We start from the raw sequence: 12,907 nt of genomic DNA, 5'->3' as shown, positions 1-12,907 counted from the left end.
CAAGCCTGCGTAGCGTGTTGGAGGGCATTTGCGCCGACTATCAGCGCGGCGGCGAAATAATCTGTGGGGCTCAGCAGCTTGGTGAACCATCAGGGGCGTGAGGCCGGTCTGTTGCACTGGGCCAGCGACGCACAAGAAAAGGCGGCGCGCCTATGTTGGCACGCCGCCCGGAAGACGCGGATAACTTTGATGGCGCGCTCAGGCGCGGTCGGGATGTCGCGCCAGCCCGCTGCCGTCGAAGATGACCGCGTTCTTGGTCTCAAAAGCCAAAGGTAAGGCCTGGCCGACGCGCAGGTCGTGATCACCATCGAGCACGGCCAGCCACGACGCACCCGATGCCAGCCGGAGATTGACCACCGTCTCGTTGCCCAGTCGCTCGATCAGATTGATCGTCCCGGTCATGTTGCCGCTGGCAGGTGTGGTCAGGGCGTGGGGGCGCACGCCGAGGGTCACCGTGTCGCCGACCTTGAGCCCGTCGGCCGCGGCAGGAATGGCTATCGGTGTCAGGTCCGGCCCGGAGACCGTCACAGCATCGCTGCCAACCGCGTCGATGGTGACCGGCAGAAAGTTCATCTTCGGGCTGCCGATGAATCCGGCGACGAAGAGATTGGTTGGCCGCTGGTAGAGCTCAATGGGCGAACCCACCTGCTGCACCACGCCGCCATTGAGCACGACGATCTTGTCGGCCAGGGTCATGGCCTCGACCTGGTCGTGGGTGACGTAGATCATGGTCGCACCGAGGTCCTGGTGGAGCTTGGCCAGTTCCATCCGCATATCGACGCGCAGCGCCGCATCGAGGTTGGAGAGCGGCTCGTCGAACAGGAACACTTCAGGTTTACGCACGATGGCGCGACCGATAGCGACGCGCTGGCGTTGTCCGCCAGAAAGCTGGGCCGGCTTGCGCTCGAGCAAGTGTTCCATCTGCAGGATGCGCGCCGCCTCGCGGATCTTGGCGTCACGGACATCCTTGGGGGTCTTGGCGAGTTTGAGGCCGAACCCGACATTGTCGTAAACCGTCATGTGCGGGTAGAGCGCGTAGGACTGGAACACCATGGCGATACCACGGTCGCGCGGCTCGACGGCGTTGCACAGCACGTCGCCGATCCACAGCTCGCCGCCGGTGATGTCTTCCAGGCCCGCGATCATGCGCAGCAGGGTCGATTTCCCGCAGCCCGACGGGCCGACGAAGACGACGAACTCACCATGCTCGACGTCGAGATCGACGCCCTTGATGACCTCGACATTGCCATAGGTCTTGAAGAGCGACTTCAGTTGCAGTCCGGCCATGTGGATTATCCCTTGACGGCGCCAGCGGTCATCCCCGCCACGATCTGCCGGTTGAAGAACAGGAAAACGATCAGCGGCGGAATGGTGATCAGCAGGATGTTGGTGAAGAGCAGGTTGTAGGACGTGTTGTACTGGCTCTGGAAATTGTAGAGCGTCAGCTGCACCGTCGCGTTGGCATTGCCCGGCAGGTAGTAAAGCGGGTTGGTGAAGTCGTTGAAGATGGCAACCGACTGCACCACGATATTGGTGACGGTCACCGGCCAGAGCAGCGGCAGGATGACCCGGAAGAACACGTCCGCCGGCCGCGCGCCGTCGATGATGGCCGCCTCGTCAAGTTCGCGCGGAATGGTCGAGATGAAGGCGCGATAGAGCAGGATCGAGAAGGGCAGCGAATAGGCCACCTCGATCAGCACCATGCCATGCAGCTTGGCGAAGAGGCCTGTGCCCTGCAGCAGCCAGATGGTGGGCACCACCGCCGGCGGGATCATCAGCCCGGCCAGGATGAGAAATTCGATCAGGCCATTCCACCGCGTCTTGCGGCGTTGCAGCACGAAGCCGACCATGGCGGAGAAGATGACCAAGAGGGTGACGCTGGCGACGGTGAGGATGGTGGAGTTGATGAAGGCCGTCAGCAGCATCCAGTTGCGGGTGGTCACCACCTCGACGATGTTGCTCCATAAATGATTGCCGGCCGGCCAGGAGAAGTCGAGTAGTGCCGACTGCTTCTGGTCCTTGAATGCCGTCAGGATGATGAAGGCGAACGGGACCAGGAACACGACGATCGACAGCAGGATGGCGAGGGCGCTGAGCCAATGGCGGCGAACGAAGCTCATTGGTGCCCCTCCTTGCGGTTGAGCAGCATGGTAAGCGGAACCACCAGCACCGCGATGAGCACGAACAGCACCACATTGCCGGCAGTCGACAGGCCGTAGAAGCCTGATTGATACTGCTTGTAGATCACCGAAGCGACGGTGTCGGAGGCAAAGCCGGGACCGCCCTTGGTCATGGCCCAGATCAGGTCAAAGGTCCTGAGGCCGCCGATGAAGCTCAGCGTGATCACGGTCACCGTTGCCGGCCGGCAAAGTGGCAGCGTGACGTAGAAGAAATTCTGCAGCTTGGTCGCGCCATCGATGCGGGCGGCTTCGTAATAGTCCTTGGGGATGGCGACGATGCCGGCAATGTAGATGACGGTGGCCAGGCCCACGCCCTTCCACACATCCACCAGCGCGACCGAGAATAGCGCCAGATTGGGATTGGTGAGCCAGCCTGGGCCCTTGATGCCGAGCAGCGCCAGCCCTTCGTTGATCATGCCATTGGTGGGATGCATGAGCACGGTGAAGGTGATGCCCACACCGACCGTCGACACCAGCACCGGGAAGAACACCACCGAGCGCAGATAACCGCGAGCGGCGACCTGGCTGGTCAGCAACACGGCCAGCAGCAGGCCCAGTATGACCTTGAGGGACGAGGTGATCACCGCATAGAGCACGGTGTTGATCAGCCCCTTGATGAGGAACGGCTCGCGCAGGAACTGCGCGAAATTGTCGAAGCCGATGAAGGTCGAGTTGAACAGCGTCCAGCGCGTCAGGCTGAAATAAAGCGAAGCGACCGTCGGCACCAGGAACAGCACGCCGTAGATGATCGCCGCGGGCAGGAAGAACCATCCCGGATAGGGCGAGCGGCGCTTGAGCGTGGGCACAGGCGTGGCCAGCTCGGCCGTGCCGGCTTGTGTCATGACTGCCATCGGCTTCTCCTCCAGAGACGGCGGTCCCGGGAGAGACCAGACACCCAGGGCCGCCTCATGTGCAAGCGCTTACCAGCCCGGGAGGCCCAGCTGCTGAGCCTGCTTGCGCACGTCCTCGTCGTAGAGAGCAGCGCCATCTGCCGCCGGGCGGATGCCCGAGCCGACTTCGACGGTGATCTGTTCCAGCGCCGGCCCCTTGATCGGCGACAGGAATTCGAGAGCCGGGCCGTTCTGCCCGCCTTCGGCGAAGTAGGGCAGCATGTCGGTCACGGCAGGCGGTACGTCAGCCGGCAGGGTGCAACCGTTGACCAGGTATGGGCCCGAGGCGCCACCGGCGCGCGTCTGGGCATCGCAACCTTCGACGCTGGCGACAAAGGCCACGAACTTCTTGGCCGCATCCATGTTGGCTGTGGTCTGGGGAATGTAGAGCCCATCGGGCATCCACACGGTCAGTCCATTCAGCGCCGCGTCATCACCCGGCTGGGCGAAGAAGCCGACATTGGCGATGTTTTCGGGATAGGTGGCCGCGATGGCCGTCGTCGCGAAGGTCAGCATAGGATAGTGCGCGCCCTCGCCGGCGGAGATCATCCGGATGCCGTCGTCATACTTGGCGGCGCCGAAATCCTCGTTGAAGAAGCCGGCCTCGAACGATTCCTGCAGCTTTTCGAAGCCGCGCAGAGCCGCCGCGTCGGTGGCGAACTTGGCCTCGTTGGCGGTGTAGCGGCTGGCGAAGTTGGGGTCCTTGGCCGAAACGTTGAAGTAGTCGGCAAGCACGAAGAGCTGGCTGGTCCAGGTGTCGCCATAGGTCTGGATCACGGCGACCTTGCCGGCGGCCTTGATCTTCTCGTTGTTGGCCATGAACTCGGCCCAGGTCGTGGGCACGCTGAGGCCCAGTTCCTCGTAGATATCGCGGTTGTAATAGATGCCGCCGCCCATGGCCGCACCCATCGGAGCGCCGCGCACGGTGCCATCCGGCGCTGTCACGACCTGCTTGAACGAGGCCTGCACGTCGGCCTGCCACGGCTCGTTGGTGAGGTCGACCAGGAATTGTTGGGGGTTGATCGCCTGGAACAGCGAGCCCGAATTGTAGCGGAACACGTCAGCCATGGTGCCAGTGGCCAAGCGGGTCTTGACGAGGTTGTCGCCCTCGGAGCCGCCCGGGCGGGTTTCGATATCGATGTTGATATCGGGATTGGCCGCTTCGAACGACTTCACCAGTTCCTCGGCAACGGCAACGCCATCGGCGCCGCTGGGTATCAGGTAGGTCAGGTTGATGCTCTGGGCAAAGGCTGCGCCGGTCAGCGCCGTCATTGCCAGCAGCCCGGCGGACAGACCGGCAAGCGCGGTCCTGCGTGAAGTCTTGGTCATTGGTCTCTCTCCCATTTGTGCCCGCACCGTGCGGACTGTTCATGCCGCCGCCTGTTCGATCAGGGCGTGCGGGCGTTGATGCCATTGTCGGCCCGCACCCTGCGGGGCACCGGCGTATAGGTGAAGGTGATGACATGATGGCCTGCGGCGAGGGCATGTTCCCCCTGCCCGTCCCACGCTGCACCATCGACAAGGACGTCCCGGTAGTCCGGTCGCAGCCGGAGGAGGCCGCGCGTGCCGGCGGGAACGTCGACTTCATAGCGGACGATTTCGCCCTCTGCCGTCCAGCTTGCAGCGATCGGGCCCTTCGGGCTCTCGTGACTGGCCTTAACCGGGGATAGTTCGGCGATAATGGTGGGCTCGAAGATGATGGTGGCGAAGCCCGGATCGCTCTCGTCCGGCCGGAAGCCGGCGACGCCTTCAAGCAACCACTGGCACACCGCGCCATAGGCGTAGTGATTGTAGGAATTCATCTGCGGATTGTAGATGCTTCCATCCGGCTGGATGGCATCCCAGCGCTCCCAGATCGTGGTGGCGCCCATCTTGACCTGGTAGAGCCAGCCCGGCACCTCCTCCTGGAGGAACACGTCGGCGGCGAGGCCGATTTCGCCGATCTTGACCAGCGCCGGCAACAGCGCCGGGGTGCCGATAAAGCCGGTTCCGATACGGCCGTCCGAGCGGGCAATGGTCGCCTTGAAGTAGCGCTTGGCGGCCTCGACATGCTCTGGTGGGACCAGGTCGTGCAGCAGAGCCAGCGCATAGGAGGTCTGGTCGTCATAGGCCAGGCGCCCGGACGCGGTGATGAATTCGCGGGCAAACGCCGCCTTCACCGCTGCCGCCATCGTCTCCATCCGTTCCGCCAGGGCCGTGTCGCCGGTGATGCGGGCGATGCGCGCAACGAGGCTTGAGGTGATGAACAGGTAGATGGTCGCCGCCGCATCGTCGCCGATCGTGGGCAATGGCTTGGCCGAGGGACCGGATGGCTGCAGCCAGTCGCCGAAGGAAAAGCCACGTCCACCCCATTCGCGCGGTGGATTGACGATCGGGCCATTGCTGATGGACCAGACGAAATCCACCCACTTGGTCATCGCCGGCAGGGCTTCGCGCAGGATGCTGGTATCGCCATAATGCAGGTAGAGCTGCCACGGCACGATGGCGATGGCGTCGCCCCAGCCGGTGCTGCCGAAGAAGCCTGGATAGTGGCTCGGATCTTGCCGGGTCGGATCGGGCGACACATGCGGTATCGCGCCATCCTCGCGCTGATCGACGATCAGGTCGCGGACCCATTTGGTGAGGAACCCATGCACGTCGCCCAGGTATGCGGCCGTTCCGGCGAAGACCTGCGCGTCGCCGGTCCAGCCCAGGCGCTCGTCACGCTGAGGGCAATCGGTGGGCACCTCGATGAAGTTCGAGCGCTGGGACCACAGCGTATTGAGCACCAGCCGGTCGACGAGTTTGCTGCCCGAGGTGAAGCTGGCGGTCTGCTCGGTGATCGAGCTGATCGGCACCGACTCGATGGCCGCCACCGTCGCCTTGCCAGTCACGGTCACCCGCGCATAGCGATAGCCCTGGAAGGTGAAGTACGGCCGATAGTGCTCCTCGCCCTGACCGTTCAGCGTGTATTCCGTACGCGCCGCGGCGGTGCGGAAATTGCCGTTGTAGAAGTTGCCGTCCTGATCGAGGACTTCGGCATGCTCGACCGTGACGGTCGCGCCGGGCTCGCCGGTGACAGTGTAGGCGACATAGCCGCCCAGGTTCTGGCCGAAATCGTGAACGATGCGGCCTTCGGCATCCTGCCAGCTCTTGACCGGGGGTAGCGGCGCCATTTCCCGCACCGGCGTCGTTTCGTGCGCGATGAGCGGCGATGTGTCGTAGTCCAGCGCAGCCGTACCGGCGCTCACGACCAGCGGGATGCGCGCATCGAAGATTTCGCCGAAGTAGATGCCCGACTTGCGGATCGGCAGTTCGCCGCTCTCCCAACTGGCGTCGGTGACGAGCAGAACGTCATCCCCGCCGGCATCGGCATGCAACTCGGCGATAGCCGCGATCTTGTCGCCCCAGGTGTTGACGATGGGGTGCTTGCCCCACATCAGCGGCGAGCGCAGCCAGCCATCGGCCAGCCAGATGGTGATGATGTTCTCACCCGGCACCACCAGGTTGCCGACCGGATAGGTCTGGTAGGACAGCCGCTCGTGGTAGGACGTCCAACCTGGCGTCAGCAGGTCGTTGCCGACCCGCTGGCCATTGATGAAGCAGCGGTAGAGCCCGAGCGCGCTGATATGCAGCACCTCGTTCCCCGACACTTCGGGCAGCACGAATGTCTTGCGCACGAAACTTGCCGGCGTGCCCACACCCCGGTCTGCCAGTGGCGCGATCATCTGCGCCGACCAGGCTAGGTTCGAGGCTGCCAAGGTGTTGGCGCGCGACAATACGTGATCCACGAAAGGTCCTCCAAAAAGTCTCTGGCGTCTGCTCGCGCCATTTCGTATAACGTTCTCTGTAGACCGTTGCACAAACTTTGTAAAGTCGCTCGGAAAACGATCTACGGGGGAGCTTGCGAAGAGGAGGCTGCTGGCCTAGACCGGGCCGTAAGGCAGACAGGGCATTCCGTGAATCAGGACAGCGACATCCAATCGGGCAGGACCGGCCGCGTGACCATTCGCACCGTCGCGGAGCACTCCGGCGTCTCGGTGGCGGCGGTTTCCAAGGTGCTGCGCAACGCCTATGGCGTCAGCGCCGCCCTGCGCGCCAAGGTGGAAGCCTCCATCGCCGAGCTGAACTATCGTCCGAGCGCTGCGGCGCGCGGCATGCGTGGCCAGACCTACACGATCGGCGTGTTGATGGCCGATATCCGGAACCCGTTCTTTCCGCAGCTCATCGACGGCATCGACGACGTCCTGGCCGGCACGCAATATGTGCCGTTGATCGGCATTGGCCGCGGCTCGGCGTCGGTTGAGTCCACCATCGTCAACGCCTTGATCGACCGCCAGATGGACGGCCTGATCATGATCGGCCAGCGTCTTGACGCGGCCGAGCTTGAAGCCGTCGCGCGGGCCACGCCTGTGGTTGTCATCGGCCACCACGAGCCGACCGCAACCGCCTACGATTCCGCCAATAACGACGATCGGCGCGGGGGCGCCCTGGTGGTGGAGCACTTGCTGGCGCAGGGTTATCAGCGCCCCGCAATGATCACGCTGGGTCGGGCCAATCTGGGCCGCGTCGACGTCTCTCAGGAGCGCGAACTCGGCTACAAGGCCGCTATGCGCGCCGCAGGCCTTGCCCATTACAGCCGTATCGCACCGGCAGACGATGGGCTCGATGACGTGACCGCGACGGTGCGGGCTTTGCTCGAGAGTCCGGAGCCACCGGACGCGATCTTCGGCTGGGCGGATTATTATGCTCTCGAAGTGCTAAGCGCCGTGCGTTCGCTTGGCCGACGCGTGCCAGAGGATGTCGGCGTCATCGGCTACGACAATTCCCCGCCCTGCGCTTTCACCCAGAATAATCTGACCAGCATCGATCAGGCCGGGCGCGAAGTGGCTCGCGAGGCGACCCGCATGCTGCTCAGTCGCATCGGCGGGCGCACCACTGCCGAGCATTATGTAAAATTGCCGGTCGTCAGCGCCCGAGGCAGTACCCTCCGCGACGGCTAGCCGCCTGCCAGCCCCATTTGTGGGGCGACCCCAAATGCTTCTGTAAGCCCTCGGCACTGCTCGCATTTCCCCGATGATCGCTGGGACCCCTGCCCTTGTGGAGGTGTGCTCACGCACTCCGCTCTTGACGCACGCCCAAGAGAATGCATGCTTACATCTGTAACAAAGGTATATATTCCAATATTAAGGAATATACGGAGGAGGATATGATGAAGCGTACTGCCTTGGCAGTGGCAACGACTGCGGTTGCCTTGCTGTCTCTGAACGGAATGGCCTACGCCCAGACCAAGGGCGGCATCATCGACGTTGCCACGATTGGCGAACCGCCGACGCTCGACCCGATGGCCTCGACTGCCGACTTGGTTGGCATCGTCACCCAGCACATCTTCGAGACGCTCTACACTTTCGATGCCAAGTGGGGTGCAACGCCGCTGCTCGCCGCCGAACTCCCGACCATTTCGGCAGACGGCATGACCGTCACCATTCCGCTGCGTACCGGCGTCAAGTTCCACGATGGCAACGTCATGACCGCGGCCGACGTCGTGGCCTCGCTCGAGCGCTGGACCAAGATCGCCACCCGCGGCAAGCAGGCCGCCGAGGTGATCACCGGCATCACCGCCACCGATGACGCTACCGTCACCATCACCCTCTCCAAGCCCTACGCACCGCTGGTCGCGCTGCTGTCGCTCAACAATGCCGCCGCGATCATCATCCCGGCGGCCAATGCCGCACAGGATCCGCTGGAAGCCTTCATCGGCACCGGCCCCTACAAGCTGCAGGAACGCGTCCCAGACCAGTACATTCAGCTTGTCCGTTTCGACGACTACCAGTCGCTCGGCGGCGAGGCCAACGGCTATGGCGGCGCCCGCAACCAGTATCTCGACGAAATCCGCTTCGTCCCTGTTCCCGATCCGAACACGCGTATCGGCGCGGCCATGGCCGGCCAGTACGACTATGTCGATCAGCTGCCGGTGGAATCCTTCCAGCAGATCAGCGACGGCGCGACCGACCCGGTTGTGCTGGCTCCGTTCGGCTGGCCGGTGTTCATGATGAACACCCAGGAGGGCCTCAACTCCGATATCCGCGTTCGCAAGGCCATCCAGGCAGCGCTCGCCCCTGAAGACATGATGCTGGCCGCTTTCGGCTCGGAAGACTTCTTCTCGATCGACGCCGCCTGGTATCCGGAAGGCTTCAGCTGGCACAGCGAAGTCGGCACCGAGGCCTACAAACCAACGGGAGACATGGAAACCGCCAAGGCCCTGCTGGCCGAAGCCGGTTACGATGGCAAGCCGTTGCGCATCCTGACCAGCCGTCAGTATGAGTTCCACTACAAGATGGCGCTGGTGGCCCAGGCCTATCTCGAAGCCGTCGGCTTCAAGGTGCAGATGGACGTGGTCGAGTGGGCCACGCTCACCACCAACCGCGCCGATCCGGCGCTCTGGGACATCTACATCACCCACAGCCCGTTCCTGCCCGAGCCGTCCCTGATGGGCATCATGTCGGATACTTCGCCGGGCTGGTGGGCAACCGACGCCAAGCACGCTGCCGTCGAAGCCTTCAACGCCGAGAGCGACCCGGCCAAGCGCGCCGAACTGTTCGTCGACGTCCAGAAGGTCATCTACGACGAGGTGCCCGGCTACAAGGTGGGCAATTTCAATGCCCTGGCCGCCCAGTCGCCCGAACTGCAGGGCGTGACGCCCGCGCCGTGGCCCTATTTCTGGAACGCCTATCTGTCCTCCCAGTAGGCTGACCAGCACGCCGCCGCGGCTCCCCCGCGGCGGCCCCTAGCCGGCCAACCCGCGCGTTCGCCAAGCAGTGAGCGCCTTGGCAAGGAACTTCCCATGGTTCGTTCTGCACTCAATCGTATCCTGGGCATGCTGATCGTGATGGCGCTGGTGGTCACCATCGTCTTCGTCATCGTGCGTGTTACGCCAGGCGACCCCGCCGCCGTCATGCTGGGTCCGGACGCGACCGCGGCCGACATCGAAAGCCTCCGCGAGCGGCTGGGCCTCAATGCCTCCATTCCGCAGCAGTTCGTCACCTATGTGGGCGGCATCCTGCGGGGTGATTTCGGGCAGTCGATCTTCCTCAACATGCCGGTGACCGAGGCGCTGATGCAGCGCGCGGAACCGACGTTCTTCCTCACCATCTTCTCGCTGCTGATCGCCACCGTGATCGCCCTGCCCGTCGGTGTGCTGTCGGCCTACTGGCGCGGTTCGATCTTCGATCAGGCAGCCACCACGCTGGCAATGTTTGCGGCCTCCATTCCGAGTTTCTGGCTGGGCCTGATCCTCATGCAGTTCTTCGCGGTCAAGCTGGGCTGGTTCGACACGTCGGGTTATGGCGGCCCCGGCGCCAGCTTCGCCGAGCGCATGCACCACCTCGTGCTGCCCGCCGTGACGCTGGGACTGATCAGTTCCGCCCTGATCACCCGCTTCACCCGCGCCTCGATGCTCGACGTGCTCAACGATGACTATGTCCGCACCGCCCGCTCCAAGGGCATGAGCGAATGGCGCGTGGTGGTGAAGCATGCCCTCAAGAATGCGCTCATCCCCATTCTCACCGTCGTCGGCCTGACCGCCGCGCTGCTCATCTCCGGCGCCATCGTCACCGAGACGGTGTTCGGCCTGCCCGGGGTCGGGAGCCTCATCGTCTCGGCCGTCCTGCGTCGCGATTATCCGCTGATCCAGGGCGCTTTGCTGGTCGTCGCCGGCCTCTACGTGCTGGTCAATTTTGTCATCGACATGCTCTACCTCATCGTCGATCCGCGGGTGCGCTACTGATGGCTGCTGTTGCACAAAGCGGGTTCCGCGAACCCAATCTGCTCATGAAGATGGCAAGCCGCCCGACCGCTATGGCCGGGTTGCTGATCCTGATAGCCATGGTGGTGCTGTCGCTCCTGGCACCGGTGATTACGCCCTATGACCCGGCGCAACTGGCGGTCCGCAACCGCATGCTGCCGCCGAGCTGGGTCAATCTGTTCGGCACCGACGATCTTGGCCGCGACGTGTTTACCCGCGTCCTCTATTCGGGACGCACCTCGATTGCCGTCGGCTTTGCCGTGGTCATCTTCTCGTCGATCATCGGCGTCTTCCTGGGCCTGATGGCCGGCTTCTTCCGCCGGCTCGATGCCCCGGTGTCCCGCCTGATCGACGCCATGATGGCCTTCCCCGATATCCTGTTGGCCATCGCCCTGGTGGCCGCGCTCGGTGCCTCCGCCACCAACGTCGTTATCGCGCTCGGCGTCGTCTATGCCCCGCGCCTGGCCCGCGTCGTTCGCGCCTCGACGCTGGTGATCCGCGAACTGCCTTACGTCGAAGCGGCTCGTGCGCTCGGCGTTCCCACCCATGTCACTCTGGTGCGCCACGTCCTTCGCAACGTCACTTCGCCGCTGCTGGTGCAGGCCACCTTCATCTTCGCCAACGCGATTCTGGCCGAGGCCGGCCTCTCCTTCCTGGGCGTCGGCATCTCGCCTGATATCCCGACCTGGGGCACGATGATTTCCGTGGGCCGCCAGTATCTCGAGCAGGCACCCTGGATCATGTGGTTCCCCGGCGGCGCCATCATCGTCGCGGTTCTCTCGCTGCAACTGGTCGGCGACGGCCTCCGCGACTTCCTCGACCCGCGTCTCGCCAAGGATGTGTGATGTTCGATAACCGCTTCAAACTCCAGGCCCAGGGCCTGCTGATCAAGGGCGCTAGGCCGGTCGGCTTCGGCCAACCGAACCTGCCTGACCTCGTGGACGTTCTGGTCGACGCCAACGGCACCATCCGCGACCTCGGCCCGTCCATTTCGGCCGAGAGCTTCCGTCCCGTCACCGCCAACGGCGCCTGGATCAGCCCTGGCTGGACCGATCTCCACGCCCATGTCTGGTATGGCGGTACCGATATCTCGATCCGCCCCGAGCAGGCCGGCGCCGAGCGCGGCGTCACCACCATTGTCGATGCCGGATCGGCCGGCGAAGCCAACTTCCACGGCCTGCGCGAGTTCATCATCGAACCCGCCCGCGAGAACGTCTACGCCTTCCTCAACCTCGGCTCGATCGGCCTCGTCGCCTGCAACCGCGTCACCGAGTTGCAGGACATGCGCTCGATCGACATCGATCGCACCATCGGCGTCATCAAGGAAAACCGCGATATCATCGTCGGCCTCAAGGTCCGTGCCAGCGCAGTGATCTCCGGCGGTTGGGATCTGGTGCCGCTCAAGCTCGCCAAGAAGCTCAGCCGCATCCTCGACCTGCCCGTCATGGTCCATGTCGGCGAGCCGCCGCCGCTCTATGATGACGTGCTGGGCCTGCTGACCGAGGGCGACATTGTCACCCATTGCTTCAATGGCAAGCAGGGCGGTTCCATCATCGAGGACGAAGACCTCTACCAACTCGCCGAAGAGGCCAGCCGTCGCGGCATCGTTCTGGACGTGGGCCATGGCGGCGCCTCGTTCTCCTTCGACGTCGGCAAGGCGGCACTGGCACGGGGGCTCAAGCCCACCACCATCTCGACCGACCTGCACAATCGCTCCATGGACACCTCGGTGTGGGACATGGCGACGACGATGAGCAAGCTGCTCTCGCTCGGCATGAGTATGGAAGACGTGGTCGTGGCCTCCTCCACCGCACCCAAGCGCGCCATCGGCAAGCCGGCGGACGATCTGCTGGCCATCGGCAAGCCGGCGGAGTTCACGCTGTTCGAGCTGGAAAACACCGACCTAGTGGTCGCCGACAGCCAGGGAACGCGCAGCACGCTGCACCAGACGTTCGAACCGCGCTACGCCATTCTGGGTGCCGAGGCCGTCGCGGCCCGCCGCCATCAGCCCGAACCGGGGCACAGCTGCCCACACTGCGGGGGACCGGCATGAC

General features: G+C 64.0%; 10 protein-coding genes. 5 read left to right on the top strand and 5 right to left on the bottom strand.

The features are described from left to right. Window positions 1-198: 198 nt before the first annotated feature. From MF606_RS05265 to MF606_RS05245, 5 genes are all read right to left on the bottom strand, one after another. Window positions 199-1,287 carry an ABC transporter ATP-binding protein gene (locus MF606_RS05265; RefSeq protein ID WP_240232698.1) on the bottom strand — a complete coding sequence of 363 codons (1,089 nt, stop codon included), beginning with the start codon at window positions 1,285-1,287 and terminating at the stop codon, window positions 199-201. Between the two features lie 5 nt (window positions 1,288-1,292). Beyond that, window positions 1,293-2,120, bottom strand: coding sequence for a carbohydrate ABC transporter permease (locus tag MF606_RS05260; RefSeq protein ID WP_240232695.1), 828 nt, complete (start codon window positions 2,118-2,120; stop codon window positions 1,293-1,295). Beyond that, on the bottom strand, window positions 2,117-3,022 hold the full coding sequence (locus MF606_RS05255; protein ID WP_240233792.1) for a carbohydrate ABC transporter permease: 906 nt from the start codon (window positions 3,020-3,022) through the stop codon (window positions 2,117-2,119). The genes MF606_RS05260 and MF606_RS05255 overlap by 4 nt, the downstream gene beginning before the upstream one ends. A 78-nt stretch (window positions 3,023-3,100) precedes the next feature. Then, window positions 3,101-4,399 carry an ABC transporter substrate-binding protein gene (locus MF606_RS05250; RefSeq protein WP_240232692.1) on the bottom strand — a complete coding sequence of 433 codons (1,299 nt, stop codon included), beginning with the start codon at window positions 4,397-4,399 and terminating at the stop codon, window positions 3,101-3,103. Between the two features lie 59 nt (window positions 4,400-4,458). Then, complete coding sequence (locus tag MF606_RS05245) at window positions 4,459-6,777, bottom strand: alpha-L-rhamnosidase (RefSeq protein ID WP_240233791.1); 2,319 nt, start codon at window positions 6,775-6,777, stop codon at window positions 4,459-4,461. 273 nt (window positions 6,778-7,050) lie between these two features. On the opposite strand from MF606_RS05245, the gene MF606_RS05240 reads away from it, so the two are divergent. The 5 genes from MF606_RS05240 (at window position 7,051) to MF606_RS05220 (ending at window position 12,906) form a co-directional block, all read left to right on the top strand. Next, entirely contained in the window at window positions 7,051-8,052 is a 1,002-nt protein-coding gene (locus tag MF606_RS05240; RefSeq protein ID WP_240232690.1) for a LacI family DNA-binding transcriptional regulator, read from the top strand. A 209-nt stretch (window positions 8,053-8,261) separates the two neighbouring features. Continuing rightward, window positions 8,262-9,797 carry an ABC transporter substrate-binding protein gene (locus tag MF606_RS05235; protein WP_240233790.1) on the top strand — a complete coding sequence of 512 codons (1,536 nt, stop codon included), beginning with the start codon at window positions 8,262-8,264 and terminating at the stop codon, window positions 9,795-9,797. A 96-nt stretch (window positions 9,798-9,893) separates the two neighbouring features. Continuing rightward, window positions 9,894-10,835, top strand: a complete 942-nt coding sequence (locus MF606_RS05230) for an ABC transporter permease (protein ID WP_240232688.1) — start codon at window positions 9,894-9,896, stop codon at window positions 10,833-10,835. Beyond that, window positions 10,835-11,698, top strand: a complete 864-nt coding sequence (locus tag MF606_RS05225) for an ABC transporter permease (protein WP_420842241.1) — start codon at window positions 10,835-10,837, stop codon at window positions 11,696-11,698. The genes MF606_RS05230 and MF606_RS05225 overlap by 1 nt, the downstream gene beginning before the upstream one ends. Continuing rightward, window positions 11,698-12,906, top strand: a complete 1,209-nt coding sequence (locus MF606_RS05220) for an amidohydrolase/deacetylase family metallohydrolase (RefSeq protein ID WP_240232686.1) — start codon at window positions 11,698-11,700, stop codon at window positions 12,904-12,906. Before MF606_RS05225 ends, MF606_RS05220 begins: the two co-directional genes overlap by 1 nt. The last annotated feature ends 1 nt before the right edge of the window (window position 12,907 follow it).

Source organism: Devosia lacusdianchii (genome assembly GCF_022429625.1).
Classification (GTDB): Bacteria; Pseudomonadota; Alphaproteobacteria; order Rhizobiales; family Devosiaceae; genus Devosia; species Devosia lacusdianchii.
Note: the sequence above shows the minus strand (reverse complement) of the source record. Positions and strands in the feature narration are given on the sequence as shown.